We start from the raw sequence: 15,061 nt of genomic DNA, 5'->3' as shown, positions 1-15,061 counted from the left end.
CTCCCGGCGGGCGGGGCCCGCCAGTAGTGCGGTCCCGCACCGGTCACCGGTGCGTCCGCACGGGTGGGCGGTGACAAATGTCATCGGTGCCCGTGCGGCAGCGCGCGGGAACGCCGAAGGCCCCCCTCGGTGGAGGGGGGCCTTCGGAACTGGAGCGGACGACGAGATTCGAACTCGCGACCCTCACCTTGGCAAGGTGATGCTCTACCAACTGAGCCACGTCCGCAGGTTATGGAGTTGTACTGCACCAGTCTGTTCACGCTGACTGCGAGCGGACGACGAGATTCGAACTCGCGACCCTCACCTTGGCAAGGTGATGCTCTACCAACTGAGCCACGTCCGCACGGCACCTGGGTGCCGGCCGCCCCGCTCGGGTTCCCCCGGTTGCGGCGACGAGAATTACTCTACAACATCAATCGGCCTGCTCGCCCCACCCTTCCCCGGCGGCGCGGCCGGGGAAGGGCGGCGGGCCCGCAACGGGCCCGTGGCGACGGTCAGTTCTCCTCGGCGAACGCCTCGTACACGTGCTTCGGGATGCGGCCCCGGGCGGGCAGCTCGTGCCCGTTGGACTGCGCCCACTTGCGGACGGCGGCCGGGTCCGGGGTGAGGGCAGTGCGGCGGAAGGACTTTCCGCTGCGGCTCTGCCGGCGGCCGGCGGCGACGAACGGGGCGAGGGCCTCCCGGAGCTTTTCCGCGTTGTCCGCGGACAGGTCGATCTCGTACGACTTCCCGTCCACACCGAAGTGAACGGTTTCCGCGGCGGTGCCGCCGTCCAGATCGTCGGAGAGCGTGACCACTACACGCTGAGCCATGGGTGTCAATCCTCTCGGGCAATTCGGCCGTCGGGGGTCTCGGATGCCCCGCCGGTCCGTTGGGCCGGGTCCGCGGCATCCGCCGGCGGACAGGGGAGCCCACGCCGAGATGCGGCGCGCTCGGCTGCCGGTCGCCCTATTCTGCACCCGATGACCGGTGAAATCGTAGAGTTGGGGATTCCTTTTTTCGGGATATTCACCGGCTTCCCCCGCACGGGGTTAGCCGGGTCGTTACCCGCGCCGTTACCCGTCCGGATAGCCTCCCGTTGCAGACGGGATTAAAGCGGCGAAATCGGATGCGCGGGAGGGTTGGCGGGGGCCTGCGGCCCTTGGGGCGTAAGGGGTGTGGGTCTACGCGCGTTACCGCAGGTGGCCCGCAAGGAGGCCCCGCGCCCCAGGTAGTCTGGAGTTCCCCCGCCTTCACGCAATCACCACCGGGAGTGCCAGTGGCACGCGTCGTAGTCGACGTCATGCTCAAGCCGGAGATCCTCGACCCCCAGGGCCAGGCGGTGCAGCGTGCACTGCCCCGTCTCGGGTTCGCCGGGATCGCCGACGTCCGCCAGGGCAAGCGTTTCGAGCTGGAGCTGGAGGGGCCGGTCGACGACGCCGCGCTCGCCCGCATCCGCGAGGCCGCCGAGACCTTCCTCGCCAACACCGTGATCGAGGACTTCACCGTCCGCGTCGAGGAGGAGGGCAAGTGACCACCCGTGTCGGCGTCGTCACTTTCCCCGGTTCCCTCGACGACCGCGACGCCCAGCGCGCGGTCCGCCTGGCCGGCGCCGAGCCGGTGGCCCTCTGGCACCGTGACAAGGATCTCCACCAGGTCGACGCGGTCGTCCTGCCCGGCGGATTCTCCTACGGCGACTATCTGCGCTGCGGGGCCATCTCCCGCTTCTCGCCGGTCATGGACACCGTCATCGAGCAGGCCAGGCTCGGAATGCCGGTCCTCGGTATCTGCAACGGCTTCCAGGTGCTGTGCGAATCGCACCTGCTGCCCGGCGCGCTCACCCGGAACGACTCGCTGCACTTCATCTGCCGCGACCAGAAGCTCCGCATCGAGAACGCCTCCACCGCCTGGACCCGGGATTACTCGGCCGACCAGGAAATCGTCGTTCCGCTGAAGAACGGCGAGGGCCGGTTCGTCGCCGACGAGCACGTCCTCGACGAACTCGAGGCGGAGGGCCGCGTGGTGGCCCGGTACCTCGATCTGAACCCGAACGGTTCGTACCGCGACATCGCCGGCATCACCAACGCGGCCGGCAATGTCGTCGGCCTGATGCCGCACCCGGAGCACGCCGTGGAGCCGCTCACCGGTCCGACCACCGAGGGCCTGGGCTTCTTCACTTCCGTCCTGAAGCAGCTGGTGAACGCCTGATGAGCCTCGACACCGTCAAGAACGCTGAGCAGACCCCGGAAGCCGCCCAGCCCTGGGCCGAACTCGGCCTCAAGGAGGACGAGTACGCGCGGATCCGCGAGATCCTCGGCCGCCGTCCCACCGGCGCCGAACTCGCGATGTACTCGGTGATGTGGTCGGAGCACTGCTCGTACAAGAGCTCCAAGGTCCACCTCAAGCAGTTCGGCGAGAAGGCCCCGGAGAACGACGCGATGCTCGTCGGCATCGGCGAGAACGCCGGCGTCGTCGACGTCGGCCAGGGCTACGCGGTCACCTTCAAGGTCGAGTCGCACAACCACCCGTCGTACATCGAGCCCTACCAGGGCGCGGCCACCGGCATCGGCGGCATCGTCCGCGACATCCTGGCGATGGGCGCCCGCCCGGTCGCCGTGATGGACCCGCTGCGCTTCGGCGCGGCCGACCACCCGGACACCCGGCGCGTGCTGCCCGGGATCGTCGCGGGCATCGGCGGCTACGGCAACTGCCTGGGCCTGCCGAACATCGGCGGCGAGGTCGTCTTCGACTCCTGCTACCAGGGCAACCCGCTGGTCAACGCGCTCTGCGTGGGCGTGATGAAGCACGAGGACATCCACCTCGCGCAGGCGTCCGGCCCCGGCAACAAGGTCATCCTGTACGGGGCCCGCACCGGCGGCGACGGCATCGGCGGCGTCTCGGTGCTCGCCTCGGAGACCTTCGACGCGACCGGCCCGGCCAAGCGCCCCGCCGTCCAGGTCGGCGACCCGTTCCAGGAGAAGCTCCTCATCGAGTGCACCCTGGAGATCTTCAAGGAAGACCTCGTCGCGGGCATCCAGGACCTCGGCGGCGCCGGTCTGTCCTGCGCCACCTCGGAGCTGGCCTCGGCCGGCACCGGTGGCATGCGGATCGAGCTCGACACCGTCCCGCTGCGCGACCACACGCTCTCTCCTGAGGAGATCCTCATGAGCGAGTCGCAGGAGCGCATGTGCGCGATCGTCGAGCCCGGCAAGGTCGACCGCTTCCTGGAGATCTGCGAGAAGTGGGACGTCATCGCCACCGTCATCGGCGAGGTGACCGACGGCGAGCGCCTGGAGATCTTCTGGCACGGTGAGCTGGTCGTCGACGTGCCCCCGCGCACCGTCGCCCACGAGGGCCCGACCTACCACCGCCCGTTCGCCCGCCCGTCCTGGCAGGACGCCCTGCAGGCCGACGCCCCGACCGCCGAGCGGCTCGCCCGCCCGAGCAACGGCGCCGAGCTGAAGGACGCGCTGCTCAAGGTCGCCGGCTCGCCGAACCAGGCGTCCAAGGCGTGGATCACCGACCAGTACGACCGCTACGTGCTGGGCAACACGGTGCTCGCCACCCCCGAGGACTCCGGCATGATCCGGATCGACGAGGAGACCAACCTCGGCGTCTCGGTCGCCACCGACGGCAACGGCCGCTACGCCAAGCTGGACCCGTACGCCGGCGCCCAGCTGGCCCTGGCCGAGGCGTACCGGAACGTCGCGGCCGGCGGCGCCAAGCCGCTCGCGGTCTCCGACTGCCTCAACTTCGGCTCCCCCGAGGACCCGGACGTGATGTGGCAGTTCGCCGAGGCCACCCGCGGCCTGGCCGACGCCTGCCAGGTGCTCGGCACCCCGGTCACCGGCGGCAACGTCTCGCTGTACAACCAGACCGGCGACGTCGCCATCCACCCGACCCCCGTGGTCGCGGTGCTCGGCGTCATCGACGACGTCACCCGGCGCACCCCGGTCGGCTTCGCCGAAGAGGGCCAGCTGCTCTACCTGCTCGGCGACACCGCCGACGAACTGGGCGGCTCCGCCTGGTCGCAGGTCGTGCACAACCACCTCGGCGGCCTGCCGCCCAAGGTCGACCTGGAGCGCGAGCGGCTGCTCGGCGAGATCCTGATCGCCGCCTCCCGCGACGGCATGGTCGACGCCGCGCACGACCTCTCCGACGGCGGCCTCGCCCAGGCCCTGGTGGAGAGCTGCCTCAAGGGCGGCAAGGGCGCCCGCGTGGTCGTCCCCGAGGGCATCGACCCGTTCGTGTTCCTGTTCTCCGAGTCCGCCGGTCGTGCCGTGGTGGCCGTCCCGCGCAGCGAGGAGCTCCGGTTCAACGACATGTGCGGCGCCCGCGGCCTGCCCGTGGCCCGGATCGGCGTGGTGGACGGCGAGGCGCTGGAGGTCCAGGGCCAGTTCACCGTCACCCTGGCCGAGCTGCGCGACGCCCACACCGGCGTCATCGAGGCGCTGCTCGCCTGACGGCGCGTCAACCTGCGGGCGGTCGGACCGGAAGTATTCGGCCCGGCCGCCCGTCGGCGTTTTGTACGCTGCGGGCATGCCCACCGTGAAGCCCCGAACCTACGACCCGGTGAAGGTGCGCGACGCACTCACCGGGCAGCTCGACGCGATCGCCGCCGCCGTCCGCGCCCTGGACGACGACCGACTGACCTTGCCCACCCGGCTGGGGGAGTGGCGGGTGCGCGAACTCGTCGCCCACCTCGGCATGGTGGCCAGCTGGGTGCCGCTGCACCTGCACGACCCGCTGCCGCCGCAGGCCCCGATCACCCCGCTGTACTGGGCCTCGCAGACCCGCACCGCGGCCGCCGCCATCAACTCCACCGCCGTCGAGCTGGTCGCCGAGCAGTTCGCCGGCGACGCCGCCCAGGTCTCCGGCGAACTCGACCGGCAGATCGGCGAGTTGTGGAAGGCCCTGGACAGCGACGCGGGCCGCGAGCCCGGCCGGATCATCCCGATGCGGTTCGGCCCGATGCCACTGGCCGACTTCCTGGTCACCCGGCTGGTCGAGACCGTGGTGCACGCCGACGACCTGGCCGCCGCGCTCGACATCGACGCCTTCCCGCACGACAAGTTCGCGCTGGCCTCCACCGCCCGGCTGCTCGCCGACGCCTTCGCCGTCCAAGTACCAGGCGGAGCAGTCGAGTTGCGCATCCCGCCGTACGCCGTGGTGCAGGCCGTCGAAGGCCCCCGGCACACCCGCGGCACCCCGCCCAGCGTGGTGGAGACCGACCCGCTCACCTGGATCCGCCTCGCCACCGGCCGCCTCGCCTGGTCCGACGCACTGGACACCGTGCTCACCGCCAGCGGCGAACGCAGCGACCTGTCCGGTTACCTGCCGGTGCTGGGCTGAGCACCACGCCCCCGCGGCCGGCTCCCGGTGGACCGCGGACCTCGAACGCCGCGCGGCCCGGCACACCCTCCGGGGCGTGCCGGGCCGGGCCGTTGGTCAGTCCGGCATCGAGCTCGGCGCGGGTGACGGGCACGAGCGGCGGCAGGGGCGCGGCGGACGTCGTGCCCGGCAGCCCGGAGGGTCAGTTCGCCTTGAGAAGGCCGGAGTTGAGGGCGGTGACGAAGGCGGCGAAGCTGTTAGCGGTGAACAGCAGGGCAGGCCCCTGGGGATCCTTGGAGTCGCGGACGGGGACGAGGCCGGGGTGAGCGGCGGGGGCCCACTCGACGCAGTCGCCGCCGTCGGTGCTGTGGCTGCTCTTCACCCAGTGGGTGTTGGACAGGTCGAGGCGGGTCATCAGAGTTCCTTCCAGGGTGAGTACGTGTGGGTTAGACCTCGCTGAAATGCCCGGACTTGGTCACAGTGACGAAGGCGGCGAAGCTGCTAGCGGTGAACAGCAGAGCAGGCCCCTGGGGATCCTTGGAGTCGCGGACGGGGACGAGGCCGGGGTGAGCGGCGGGGGCCCACTCGACGCACTCGCCGCCGTCGGAGCTGTGGCTGCTCTTCACCCAGTGGGTGTCGGACAGGTCGAGGTGGGGCATGTGCGTTCCTCCCGGAGCTGGTGCGGCAAGCCTCTGCTGGGGGCTGATCGTAGTTTCGGGGTGGAGGCGTCGGAGCAGGGTTTCCCGGTTTTGGGCATGAAGAAGCCCCGCGCGCTCAAGTGCTCGGGCTGCGGGGCGCTGTGGTGCTGGTGGCAGGTCAGATCTCGCCGAAACGGCCGGACTTGGCGGCAGCGACGAAGGCAGCGAAGCCGTTCGCGGTGAACATCAGGGCGGGGCCGTGCGGGTCCTTGGAGTCGCGGACCGGGACGATGCCGTGGGTGGCAGTGAACTCGGGTGCGAACTCGACGCAGTTGCCGCCGTCGGTGCTGTGGCTGCTCTTCACCCAGCGAGCCTCGGGCAGGTCGATGCGGGTCATGAGAGTTCCTTCCGAGCAGTTCGGACCATGGCTAGTGAAGGGGCCGTTGGTGCGGACTCCACCAGAAGCCGATCGTATCGCTTGGACCAGGATGCGACGGTCTCCCGGCTTCGTTCCACATAGCCTCGGGCCAGGGACTCCGCGTAGCCGAGCATCGAACGGTCGGGCAGGGTGAGGAGCACCACCGGCATCCTGAACGGCACCCGCTCCCCGAGGTCGAACGGCGCGATCTGCAACACCACTCGGGGACTCGCGGCCACGGCCTCAAGGTAGGCGAGCTGTTCTGCCATGACTTCGGGGCCGCCCACGACACGGCGGATGCATCCCTCGTCCAGTACCGCGTGGACGAGGGGGGCGGTAGGACGCCGGAAGATCTGCTGGCGGTTCGCCAGGAAAGACACTCGGGCCTCTGCCTGGGCTTCGGTGATGTCGCCGCGTCGCACCGCAGCCATCGCCAGGGCCGAAGCATAGGCAGGTGTTTGGAACTGGCTCGGAACGACGCCCAACTCGAAGGTACGGAGCACCCGGCACCTCGCCTCCGCCTCGACGTACTCCGTGAACCCCTCCACCAGACTCGCGTTCGAATAGAGCCGCCAGAGTTCCTGGAACCGCGAGCCCGTACCGAACACCTCATCGGCCTTTACCGCGAATGTAAAAGTCAGTCCCCGCTTACCTCGTTCGATGAGCGAGATGTAGCCGTTGCTGTAACCCATCTGCTTGGCGAGTCTGACCTGCGACCAACCACGGGCCGCCCGTGACCTGGCAAGCTCCCGGCCGAAGCGCAGGGCGGGAGATGACACCACATCAACTTCGTTGCCAGTTTCCATCGTTGCTCCCCTTCGACAGGACGGAATAGTCAACGGTCAAGCCCTGGTGAGCGTAGCCCTTCTTGCCGATGCTTGTGACACACAGAACGCAGAAAGAAGCGGACGGTGACCGGCGTGCGGGGGTGTTCTCCCGGCGCGCGCTCGGCTGCACCCCCGTCCAGGGGGCGTGAACGCCCCGCCCGCTTCCTCCCCGCACAGTCATCGCGAGGTTCATCGCCATGTCCCACCACCAACGTGCAAGCCAGAAGGCCAGGTTGACGATCCGGGTCTACCGGGTGCGGCCCGACGGGGCCCGGGTGCAGGTCTCCTCCTGTTTCTCGGACGAAGAAGAGATCCTGCCGCTGGTCTCGGCGTTGACCTGGCCGGCCTGCGCCTGCCCGCGCTGTGCCGTGGCCGATGTGGCCTGAACGCACTGCACCATCAAAGAGAGGAAGCACGTGCTGTACACCGGACAACCACTGGTGGCCGTCGACGTCCTGCAACGGTTCCTGCGCGGCGGGTTCACCGACTCCGAGCGGGCGGCGGACTCGCTGGAACGCGCCTTCCACACCGCCCGCCTCGACCCGCCGACCGGCCTCTCGCCGGTCTACCGCGACGACGTCCCGCCGGAGCTGGCCGGCCTCGCGCTGGGGTGCGTCGGACTGCCCTGGGCGCAGCGGCTCGCCGAGGCGCTGCTCGAACTCGCGCTGCTACGCGGCGAGTTCCCCGCCCCCGTCCGGATCGCGACCCCGGAACTGGGCGCCGAGAGCCGCTCCGCGCTGGGGGTGGCCCGGTGAGCGGTGACGTGTTGCGGCAACGCGCCTGGGAGATCGCCGAGCAACTCGCTGAGGCGGGTGGCGGGGAGGCCAGGCTCACCGTCATCCCGGACGGCTACCGCGTCGAACTGCGCATCTTCCGACCCGAGGACGGCTCCCCCAGCCCCGAGGACCACCTGGCCGTCCTCAAAGCCCTCGCCCTGGGCGACCGTTGGGGGCACCGCTACTCGCCGCCCTCCCGGAACAACGGCACCGCCCGCGAAACCGTCTGGAGCGAAGTCCACCACAACATGCCTGCCAAGCAAGGTAGTTGAGTGGTTCCGAGCGACCGGCCGACCGGTCGGGGTCAGTAGCCGTGGCGGAAGTGCCACAGGATCGACTCCCAGGCCGGGTGGTGCAGCAGGTCGGGTTCGATCTGCCGGAGCTTGTCGGCGAGCCGGGCGATGACGGCGTCCGGGTCGTACCGGTCGGGGTCGGCCGGGTCCGGGGCGGGGGCGTCGGGGGCGGGGTCCTCTTCGATCGGCCAGCCGTCCTCGTCCAGTTCCTCGACGGGGAAGAGCTCGGCGAAGCCGGGGACGTGGGCGCGGCACCAGTCGGCGGTGTCCGGGTCCATCAGGTCGCCGAGCAGGTTCAGTTCCGGTGCGCCGAAGGCGAGTTGGCAGCGCAGGAAGGAGTGCAGGTCGCGGTGGGCGGGGCGGCCGGCGAAGGTGGTGGCGGCGCGGGAGAGGAAGGGGACGGCGTACACCTCGCCGGTGCGGCCGTCGAGGGCGAACAGCGGGCCCCACTCGCCGACCACCACCATGGCGGCGGCGCCGTCCGGCAGGTCGGGCCAGTGGGTGGCGGGGTCGTCGACCCGCTCCGTCAGCAGGATCAGTTCCTGGTGGTTGGTGAGGAAGGCGTTGGGGGTGGTGGGCAGGCCGATGTCGGTGAGGACGGTGCGCGCGCCGGGGTCGGTGACGCAGGCGGGCAGGTCGGCGGGGGCGACGCGGCGCAGGCCGTCGGTGCCGTAGGCGGCTTCGAGTTCGGCGCGGGTGACGGGTCGGACGCCCGGTGCTGGCAGGGGCATCAGTTGACGGACGGGCCGCTCAGGTAGGACCCGTTGGCGTCGTAGGGCCAGGCGTTGGCCACGCAGCCCTTGAGGCCGTAGATCTGCTGCATCATCGCCGGGGCGGGCTTGCCGGGGCCGGGGCAGGTCTCGTGGCCGTGGCCGATCCGGTGGCCGACCTCGTGGTTGATGATCAGCGCCCGGTAGTCGTCCAGGGAGCCGTCGAACTGGGGTGAACCGGTCAGCCAGCGCTTGGAGTTGACCATCACCTGCTTGCCGACGTCGCAGTTCACCTCGCCCTGGGTGTCGAGGCCGTCGGTGGCGCAGATCGCGTCCGTGGTGTCGGGGGAGGCGATCTTGACGGTGAAGTCGTAGCTGCCGGAGGAGACCAGCTGGAAGCTGTCGCGCTTGTCGGCGGTCCAGCCGCGCGGGTCGGACAGCACGCCCTGGACGACGGCCGCGGCGGTGTTCGGGTCGATGCCGATGCCGTTCTCGACCTCCACCCGGTAGCGGCGCAGCACGCTGCCACTGCCGACCCGGGCCCCGTTGGCGGTGGCGGTGGTGAAGCTGCCGCTGCCGTGGACGACGATCTCCGGCGTACTGGTGGAGGGCCGGCCGGACGGCTGGGCGGAGGGCTGGGCGGCGGGCGGCTCGGCCGAGGCGGAGGAGGAAGCGGACGCGGTCGCGGCGGGGGAGGCTGCGGTCGGCTCGGTCAGTGCCGGGACGGCCCGGGCCTGGCTGGTCGAGTCGCTGTCGGGCGTCCGTGGGGCGTCGTGGTTCAGGGCGAGCAGCCCGGCGGTGCCGAGGGCCGCGACCAGCGCGGTGCAGCCCACGGTGACGGCCAGCCGACGGCGGCGGACGGAGCGGCTGCGGCCGGTCCGGGAGGCTGCGCGCATCTGGACTTCCCTCGGGACGGTGGCGGGGCGGGCGGGCACGTCCGTTCGAACGGGGCCGCACCGTGAACATACGCGGTATGGCTCCGCATGGTTCCCGGAACCCCCCGATCCGGACCCGGAACGGACGGGCCGGCGGCCCGAAGACCGCTCCGACCAGCGGTTTCAGCCGTGGACACCGGCTGCGAGGCGGGCCAGCACCTTGCCGAGCGACTCCCCGCTCAGCACGTGCTCGCCATCGTCCGGCGGGTCCTGGGAGAGCAGCAGCACGAGGTCCCCGTCACCCTTCGCCGGGATCCGGGCGACCGCGGCCAGGCCGCCGTCCGGGGTGAGCAGCGGCGGGCCGCCGGGCGCCGGGCGGTGCGCGGCGACCTCCTCCAGCCGGCTGGCGGGGAGGTTCCCGGCCCGGGCGATGGACGGCAGCATGATGTTGAGCCCGACGTCGTTCAGCGGCACGGCCAGCAGGTCGAGCTCGACCGGGCCGCCGTCGGCCGTCCAGACGCAGGTGATCCGGCCGTGCGGCGGGGTGCCGGGGGCGGAGGGCATGGACGACGGCGGCGTCATGCCGGACGGCCAGGGGACCGGCCCCTGGCCCTCGCGGGTCTCGCCGGTGGCGGGCCGGTCGTCGGTCGAGCCGCCGGTGGCGGTCAGGTCGACGCCGGCGGCCTTGAGCGCGGCGGGCAGGTCCAGCCCGAACGGGCAGGTGTCGGAGCCCTGTTCGCCGAGCTGCTGCGCGGTGGAGCGGACCTCGGCGTAGGAGAGTACGGCGCCGGGCCTGTCGTCGGAGCCGCCGGTGCACGCGCCCGTCGCGAGGGTGACGGCCAGGACGGCGGGCAGCGCGAGGAGGCGGCGGGCGGTCGGGCCGGGTATGCGGTGAGCGGTCACCGCCCCAGGCTAGCCCCCTTGGGGGACAAGCGAGTTGACGTTCGGTCAGCTGTGGCGGCCGACCGGCTGCGGTGCCCGGTCGGCAGTCGCGGACGGTCAGCGGTCGGCGGTCAGCCGTCGCGGGCGGCCGCGGCGGGGATCAGCCGTTGCGGGCGGTCAGTGCCTCGGCGAGTTCGCGGATGCCGGCCTCGCGCTCGGCGGCGGTGTCGCCGTAGTCGAAGCTGTGGGTGAACTCGGCCTGCGGGAAGGTCCGGCCCATCCACACGCTGCAGTAGTGGCCGGGCATGAAGCAGGACTGCAGCTCGGTGTAGACCTCCAGGACGTCCTCGGGACGCGCGCCGCCGCCGGCCAGCCGGTACCAGAGGGCCTCTTCGGGGTGCAGGGCGAGCGAGCCGTCGGCGGTGAGGACCTGCTCGCCGCCCTGCCCGTCGCGGACCTTGAACGCGGCGTACCCGGGCACGCCGCGGGTGTGCCGGACGTCCTCCAGCACCCGGGGCCACCAGTTCTCGTCGCTCTCGAAGGCCCGCAGGTCGGTGCCGCGCAGTCGGCTCTCGACCGCGCCGAACAGCTCGAAGACCTCCTGCGGCCGCTCGGCGGCGGCCAACCGGCGCAGCGCGTCGTCGAGTTCGGCCAGCGAGTCGAGGAAGGCGGCGAGGCTGGTGCTGACCAGCAGCGGGCGCTCCCGGAAAGCGACGAAGACCGCCCACACCCGGCCGGACGGGTCGACGCACAGTTCGGCGCCGCGGTCGGTGCCCAGCCGGGCCCAGCGGTCCTCGCCGCCGGTCGGCGCGGGCAGCCCCCGCTGCGCGGCGAAGGCGGCCAGCGGCAGGGCGTCGGCCGCCGAGGTGGTGAAGTACGGGCCGACCTGGACGGGCAGGCCGCAGTCCGCGAGCAGCCGGGCCGCCTCGGCGGGGAGGTCGGCCGTCGCGAGGTCCGCCGCCGGGACGCGGCGCAGGCCGCCGGGGCCGAAGCGGTCGAGCAGGCGCCGGGAGAGTTCTGCGGTCATGCGGAGAGCCTATCGGTGCGGACGCGGACGGTCGGCGGGCCGAGCGGTCGGGCCGAGCGGCTGGGCTGAGCGGTCGGGGAGGGCGGTCAGCGCGGGTGCGGAGGGGCCTGGAACGCGCCGTCGCCCGGCGGCGCGGGCTCTTCGACCGAGAAGTCGGTCCACTCGTCCTCGAAGCCCTGGAGCAGCCGGGCCCAGGTGCCCTCGGGGTCGGCGAAGGCGGCGGGGTCGATCGCGCGCAGTTCCGCGCGGACGCGGTCGATCTCCGCGTGCGGGTCGAGCCCGTCGTCCGCGCCGTCCTCGGGGCCGTAGAGCGCGGTCCGCTCCCGCTGCAGGACGTGCAGGAACAGGCCGAGGGTGTCGATCCGGTCGAAGGACGGCACGATCTCGTCCTCGCCGCCGGGGAAGAACCACAGCCGGCCGGACTCGCCGTCCACCGCCAGCAGGTCGTCCGCGACCTGGCCGACCACCGTCCAGTCCGGGGCGCCCGCCGGCAGGCCGACCATGTCGTCCAGGTACGGGTCGACCTCCCCGACTGTCGACAGCGGCTCGTCCGCGTGCCACACCGGCGGCAGGAAGAGCCAGTTGCTGACGGCCGGGAGCCCGACGGTGGCGAGGTAGGCCCGGGTCGGGGCGTGCACGAGGGAGGCCGGGAGGCTCGCCCCGGGGAACCGGAGGACCTCGTTCGCGGCGAACACCGACCTGAGCAGCTCGTACGTCACCTGTGGTGCCATCGGGGCGCAGCCTTTCGAACGTCCACGGCCGGGTCCGGGTCCGGGCCTTCCCGGAACCTACCCGCCGACTGGTAGGAAGGGGGCGGTTCCACGTGGAACGGGCCGACCGGCCCGACCGGGCGTGATCCGGTGCGGGTCCTGACGCACCCGCCCGCGGGGCCGGCGCACCGGCCCGAAGGGGAACCGGAGCGAGGAGGGGAGCACGCACGTGCTGGTGTCGATCGACTGGCGGGCCGTCGCCGAGGAGGTCCCGGCGGGCGGGATGCTGCGGCTGCGGCCGGACGCCGCCGCCCGGATCTGGCCGGACGACGGGGCCGGGGCGCGGTTCGCCGCCACCACCGGCGTCCCGTACTCGGACGGGCTGTTCCGGATCCTGGCCGCCCTGGCCGAGCGGGACCCGGCCAGCCCCCCGACGGCCTTCGTCGAGGACGCCGACCCGGCGCCGGTCGACACCCCGCACGGCCGGCTCCAGCCGCTCGGCGAGCTCTACCGGGCGGACGTCTTCGTGCACCTGGGCGACGGCACGATCTGGGTCGCGGACCCGGACTCCGACGTGGAGTACGAGCTGGCCCACCGGGACGTCTCCTCGCTCAGCTACCTGGTGTACAAGATCGCCGCCGAGCGCCCGACCCCCGAGGAGCGGCCGACGCCCCACGACTGGGCCGACGTCGAGGAGATCATCCGCGAGGACGCCACCGCCTGGGACGAGCTGCCGTTCCGCGCCGGGGCGCGGTTCTGGGCGGCCTACCTGGACTCCTACCCGATGCTCTGAACGGCCCCGCGAACGGCGACGGACCGCCCCCCCGCAGCGGGGGACGGCCCGTCGGATCGGTCGGGGGCCGGTCTCAGTGCTCCTGCCGGAGCACGGTGTACGCCTCGGCGCTGCTGTCCTTCAGGAACTGCCAGCAGCGGGTCTCCTCCTCGGTCTCCTTGATCGCCCCGGCGGCCCGGGCCAGCGCCGCCAGGCAGCGCAGGAAGCCCCGGTTGCCGCGGTGCTCCCACGGCACCGGGCCGTGGCCCTTCCAGCCGTTGCGGCGCAGCGCGTCCAGACCGCGGTGGTAGCCGGTGCGGGCGTACGCGTAGGACTCCACCGTCCGCCCGGCGGTGAAGGCGTCGTCCGCGAGCATCGCCCAGGCCAGGCAGAAGGACGGGTACTCGGCCGCCACCTGGGTCGGCGAGGCGGACTCCTCGGCGAGCATCCGGTACGGCTGCTCCTCCTCGGGCAGGAGGGTCGGCCCGGGACCGTCGAGCAGGTTCTTGTGCATCTCCATGGTGTGCCAGTCTGCCACCCGGACGGGGCGCCGTGACCCGGGCCCGGACACGGCGGTGCCCCCGCGCCCGGGCGGGCCGGGGGCGGGGGCACCGTGCGCGGTGGCGCCTTACTTCATGCGCTTGCCGGCCGAGCGCAGCTGCTGCGCGGCCTCGGTGACGCGGTGGGCCATGCCGGCCTCGGCCAGCTTGCCCCAGGTGCGCGGGTCGTAGGTGTTCTTCTTGCCGACCTCGCCGTCGACCTTCAGCACGCCGTCGTAGTTGCGGAACACGTGGTCCACGACGGGGCGGGTGAAGGCGTACTGGGTGTCGGTGTCGAGGTTCATCTTGACGACGCCGTTCTCCAGCGCGGTCAGGATCTCCTGCTCGGTGGAGCCGGAGCCGCCGTGGAAGACGAAGTCGAACGGGTCCTGCTTGCCGTACTTCTTGCCGATCTCGGCCTGCAGGTCGGCGAGCAGCTCCGGACGCAGCACGACGTTGCCCGGCTTGTAGACGCCGTGCACGTTGCCGAACGAGGCGGCCAGCAGGTAGCGGCCCTTCTCGCCCAGGCCGAGCGCCTCGGCGGTGCGGACCGCGTCGGCGACGGTGGTGTACAGCTCGTCGTTGATCTCGTGGGTGACGCCGTCCTCCTCGCCGCCGGTCGGGGTGATCTCGACCTCAAGGATGATCTTGGCGGCGGCGGCCTGGGCCAGCAGCTCCTGGCCGATGGCCAGGTTGTCGGCCAGGGTCTCGGCCGAGCCGTCCCACATGTGCGACTGGAACAGCGGGTTCTCGCCGCGGGCCACGCGCTCGGCGGAGACCGCGATCAGCGGGCGGACGTAGCCGTCCAGCTTGTCCTTCGGGCAGTGGTCGGTGTGCAGCGCCACGGTGATGTCGTACTTGGCCGCGACGATGTGCGCGAACTCGGCCAGCGCGACCGCGCCGGTCACCATGTCCTTGTTGTGCTGGCCGCCCAGGAACTCCGCACCACCCGTGGAGATCTGGACGATGCCGTCGCTCTCGGCCTCGGCGAAGCCGCGCAGCGCGGCGTGCAGGGTCTGCGTCGAGGTGACGTTGATGGCCGGGTAGGCGAACTTGCCTGCCTTGGCCCGGTCGAGCATCTCGTTGTAGGCCTCGGGAGTTGCGATGGGCATGCGGATCCGCTCCTGTCGGTGTGGGGCGATCGGACGACGCTGTCCGAAGGCTCGATACGCCTGTGGTTCACGACATCGGTGCGGTGCGAGCGAGAGAGGGTGGCAGCTCGACCGCGGGCCGGACACCTGGGCCATCCTCCCAGACTCCCCCACCGGACACACCCAGCGGCCC

At 71.9% G+C, this 15,061-nt stretch carries 20 protein-coding genes and 2 tRNA genes; 8 read left to right on the top strand and 14 right to left on the bottom strand.

Translation table 11 applies throughout. The features are described 5' to 3' along the window. Positions 1 to 150 precede the first annotated feature (150 nt). The 3 genes from ABD345_RS01270 to ABD345_RS01260 all read right to left on the bottom strand — a co-directional run bounded on the left by ABD345_RS01270 (position 151) and on the right by ABD345_RS01260 (position 812). Positions 151 to 226, bottom strand: a tRNA-Gly gene (locus tag ABD345_RS01270). Between the two features lie 44 nt (positions 227 to 270). Beyond that, positions 271 to 343, bottom strand: a tRNA-Gly gene (locus tag ABD345_RS01265). 151 nt (positions 344 to 494) lie between these two features. Beyond that, entirely contained in the window at positions 495 to 812 is a 318-nt protein-coding gene (locus ABD345_RS01260; protein WP_033250394.1) for a histone-like nucleoid-structuring protein Lsr2, read from the bottom strand. Between the two features lie 446 nt (positions 813 to 1,258). Between ABD345_RS01260 and purS the strand changes: the two genes are divergently transcribed. From purS to ABD345_RS01240, 4 genes are all read left to right on the top strand, one after another. Continuing rightward, complete coding sequence (purS, locus tag ABD345_RS01255) at positions 1,259 to 1,513, top strand: phosphoribosylformylglycinamidine synthase subunit PurS (RefSeq protein ID WP_033250393.1); 255 nt, start codon at positions 1,259 to 1,261, stop codon at positions 1,511 to 1,513. Further along, a complete protein-coding gene (purQ, locus tag ABD345_RS01250; protein ID WP_344549755.1) occupies positions 1,510 to 2,187 on the top strand; it encodes a phosphoribosylformylglycinamidine synthase subunit PurQ in 678 nt (225 codons plus the stop codon). The genes purS and purQ overlap by 4 nt, the downstream gene beginning before the upstream one ends. After that, positions 2,187 to 4,442 (top strand): phosphoribosylformylglycinamidine synthase subunit PurL, encoded by a 2,256-nt coding sequence (gene purL / locus ABD345_RS01245; protein ID WP_344549754.1) that lies wholly within the window; start codon positions 2,187 to 2,189, stop codon positions 4,440 to 4,442. Before purQ ends, purL begins: the two co-directional genes overlap by 1 nt. Positions 4,443 to 4,518: 76 nt before the next feature. Continuing rightward, positions 4,519 to 5,331, top strand: a complete 813-nt coding sequence (locus tag ABD345_RS01240; RefSeq protein WP_344549753.1) for a maleylpyruvate isomerase family mycothiol-dependent enzyme — start codon at positions 4,519 to 4,521, stop codon at positions 5,329 to 5,331. Between the two features lie 181 nt (positions 5,332 to 5,512). Here ABD345_RS01240 and ABD345_RS01235 read toward each other — a convergent pair whose 3' ends face one another. From ABD345_RS01235 to ABD345_RS01220, 4 genes are all read right to left on the bottom strand, one after another. Continuing rightward, positions 5,513 to 5,728: a DUF397 domain-containing protein gene (locus ABD345_RS01235; RefSeq protein WP_344549831.1), complete on the bottom strand. Its 216-nt coding sequence runs from the start codon at positions 5,726 to 5,728 to the stop codon at positions 5,513 to 5,515. A gap of 28 nt (positions 5,729 to 5,756) precedes the next feature. Continuing rightward, complete coding sequence (locus ABD345_RS01230) at positions 5,757 to 5,969, bottom strand: DUF397 domain-containing protein (protein WP_344549752.1); 213 nt, start codon at positions 5,967 to 5,969, stop codon at positions 5,757 to 5,759. A gap of 157 nt (positions 5,970 to 6,126) precedes the next feature. Then, a complete protein-coding gene (locus tag ABD345_RS01225; RefSeq protein WP_344549751.1) occupies positions 6,127 to 6,345 on the bottom strand; it encodes a DUF397 domain-containing protein in 219 nt (72 codons plus the stop codon). Next, a complete protein-coding gene (locus tag ABD345_RS01220; RefSeq protein WP_344549750.1) occupies positions 6,342 to 7,172 on the bottom strand; it encodes a helix-turn-helix domain-containing protein in 831 nt (276 codons plus the stop codon). Before ABD345_RS01220 ends, ABD345_RS01225 begins: the two co-directional genes overlap by 4 nt. A gap of 218 nt (positions 7,173 to 7,390) precedes the next feature. Here ABD345_RS01220 and ABD345_RS01215 point away from each other — a divergent pair, with 218 nt between their 5' ends. The 3 genes from ABD345_RS01215 to ABD345_RS01205 are packed head-to-tail and all read left to right on the top strand — an operon-like array spanning position 7,391 to position 8,241. Next, positions 7,391 to 7,579 carry a hypothetical protein gene (locus ABD345_RS01215; protein ID WP_344549749.1) on the top strand — a complete coding sequence of 63 codons (189 nt, stop codon included), beginning with the start codon at positions 7,391 to 7,393 and terminating at the stop codon, positions 7,577 to 7,579. Between the two features lie 30 nt (positions 7,580 to 7,609). Further along, on the top strand, positions 7,610 to 7,948 hold the full coding sequence (locus ABD345_RS01210) for a hypothetical protein (RefSeq protein WP_344549748.1): 339 nt from the start codon (positions 7,610 to 7,612) through the stop codon (positions 7,946 to 7,948). Beyond that, on the top strand, positions 7,945 to 8,241 hold the full coding sequence (locus ABD345_RS01205) for a hypothetical protein (protein ID WP_344549747.1): 297 nt from the start codon (positions 7,945 to 7,947) through the stop codon (positions 8,239 to 8,241). The genes ABD345_RS01210 and ABD345_RS01205 overlap by 4 nt, the downstream gene beginning before the upstream one ends. A gap of 32 nt (positions 8,242 to 8,273) precedes the next feature. Here the strand turns inward: ABD345_RS01205 and ABD345_RS01200 are convergent, their stop codons facing one another. The 5 genes from ABD345_RS01200 to ABD345_RS01180 form a co-directional block, all read right to left on the bottom strand. Beyond that, entirely contained in the window at positions 8,274 to 8,993 is a 720-nt protein-coding gene (locus tag ABD345_RS01200) for an SUKH-4 family immunity protein (RefSeq protein WP_344549746.1), read from the bottom strand. Further along, the gene (locus ABD345_RS01195; RefSeq protein WP_344549745.1) at positions 8,993 to 9,868 is read right to left on the bottom strand and encodes a DUF3152 domain-containing protein; all 876 of its coding nucleotides are present in this window, start codon (positions 9,866 to 9,868) and stop codon (positions 8,993 to 8,995) included. The genes ABD345_RS01200 and ABD345_RS01195 overlap by 1 nt, the downstream gene beginning before the upstream one ends. A gap of 162 nt (positions 9,869 to 10,030) precedes the next feature. Next, the gene (locus tag ABD345_RS01190; protein ID WP_344549744.1) at positions 10,031 to 10,750 is read right to left on the bottom strand and encodes a hypothetical protein; all 720 of its coding nucleotides are present in this window, start codon (positions 10,748 to 10,750) and stop codon (positions 10,031 to 10,033) included. Positions 10,751 to 10,889: 139 nt separating this feature from the next. Beyond that, positions 10,890 to 11,756: a nucleic acid/nucleotide deaminase domain-containing protein gene (locus ABD345_RS01185; protein ID WP_344549743.1), complete on the bottom strand. Its 867-nt coding sequence runs from the start codon at positions 11,754 to 11,756 to the stop codon at positions 10,890 to 10,892. A gap of 86 nt (positions 11,757 to 11,842) precedes the next feature. Beyond that, positions 11,843 to 12,487: an SUKH-4 family immunity protein gene (locus ABD345_RS01180; RefSeq protein ID WP_344549742.1), complete on the bottom strand. Its 645-nt coding sequence runs from the start codon at positions 12,485 to 12,487 to the stop codon at positions 11,843 to 11,845. A gap of 208 nt (positions 12,488 to 12,695) precedes the next feature. Between ABD345_RS01180 and ABD345_RS01175 the strand changes: the two genes are divergently transcribed. Next, positions 12,696 to 13,259, top strand: coding sequence for an SUKH-4 family immunity protein (locus ABD345_RS01175; RefSeq protein ID WP_344549741.1), 564 nt, complete (start codon positions 12,696 to 12,698; stop codon positions 13,257 to 13,259). A 73-nt stretch (positions 13,260 to 13,332) separates the two neighbouring features. Here ABD345_RS01175 and ABD345_RS01170 read toward each other — a convergent pair whose 3' ends face one another. Both ABD345_RS01170 and fbaA read right to left on the bottom strand, forming a co-directional pair. After that, positions 13,333 to 13,758: a DUF3151 domain-containing protein gene (locus ABD345_RS01170; protein WP_344549740.1), complete on the bottom strand. Its 426-nt coding sequence runs from the start codon at positions 13,756 to 13,758 to the stop codon at positions 13,333 to 13,335. A gap of 108 nt (positions 13,759 to 13,866) precedes the next feature. Beyond that, positions 13,867 to 14,889 carry a class II fructose-bisphosphate aldolase gene (fbaA, locus tag ABD345_RS01165; protein ID WP_344549739.1) on the bottom strand — a complete coding sequence of 341 codons (1,023 nt, stop codon included), beginning with the start codon at positions 14,887 to 14,889 and terminating at the stop codon, positions 13,867 to 13,869. Positions 14,890 to 15,061 lie beyond the last annotated feature (172 nt).

This window comes from Kitasatospora saccharophila (genome assembly GCF_039529925.1).
GTDB lineage: Bacteria > Actinomycetota > Actinomycetes > Streptomycetales > Streptomycetaceae > Kitasatospora > Kitasatospora saccharophila.
Note: the sequence above shows the minus strand (reverse complement) of the source record. Positions and strands in the feature narration are given on the sequence as shown.

Excerpts from the sequence above, each read along its gene's own strand:
- ABD345_RS01260 (WP_033250394.1), bottom strand. The coding sequence starts at position 812 with ATGGCTCAGCGTGTAGTGGTCACGCTCTCCGACGATCTGGACGGCGGC.
- purL (WP_344549754.1), top strand. The coding sequence starts at position 2,187 with ATGAGCCTCGACACCGTCAAGAACGCTGAGCAGACCCCGGAAGCCGCC.
- ABD345_RS01240 (WP_344549753.1), top strand. The coding sequence starts at position 4,519 with ATGCCCACCGTGAAGCCCCGAACCTACGACCCGGTGAAGGTGCGCGAC.
- ABD345_RS01230 (WP_344549752.1), bottom strand. The coding sequence starts at position 5,969 with ATGCCCCACCTCGACCTGTCCGACACCCACTGGGTGAAGAGCAGCCAC.
- ABD345_RS01225 (WP_344549751.1), bottom strand. The coding sequence starts at position 6,345 with ATGACCCGCATCGACCTGCCCGAGGCTCGCTGGGTGAAGAGCAGCCAC.
- ABD345_RS01220 (WP_344549750.1), bottom strand. The coding sequence starts at position 7,172 with ATGGAAACTGGCAACGAAGTTGATGTGGTGTCATCTCCCGCCCTGCGC.
- ABD345_RS01215 (WP_344549749.1), top strand. The coding sequence starts at position 7,391 with ATGTCCCACCACCAACGTGCAAGCCAGAAGGCCAGGTTGACGATCCGG.
- ABD345_RS01200 (WP_344549746.1), bottom strand. The coding sequence starts at position 8,993 with ATGCCCCTGCCAGCACCGGGCGTCCGACCCGTCACCCGCGCCGAACTC.
- ABD345_RS01195 (WP_344549745.1), bottom strand. The coding sequence starts at position 9,868 with ATGCGCGCAGCCTCCCGGACCGGCCGCAGCCGCTCCGTCCGCCGCCGT.
- ABD345_RS01185 (WP_344549743.1), bottom strand. The coding sequence starts at position 11,756 with ATGACCGCAGAACTCTCCCGGCGCCTGCTCGACCGCTTCGGCCCCGGC.
- ABD345_RS01180 (WP_344549742.1), bottom strand. The coding sequence starts at position 12,487 with ATGGCACCACAGGTGACGTACGAGCTGCTCAGGTCGGTGTTCGCCGCG.
- ABD345_RS01170 (WP_344549740.1), bottom strand. The coding sequence starts at position 13,758 with ATGGAGATGCACAAGAACCTGCTCGACGGTCCCGGGCCGACCCTCCTG.
- fbaA (WP_344549739.1), bottom strand. The coding sequence starts at position 14,889 with ATGCCCATCGCAACTCCCGAGGCCTACAACGAGATGCTCGACCGGGCC.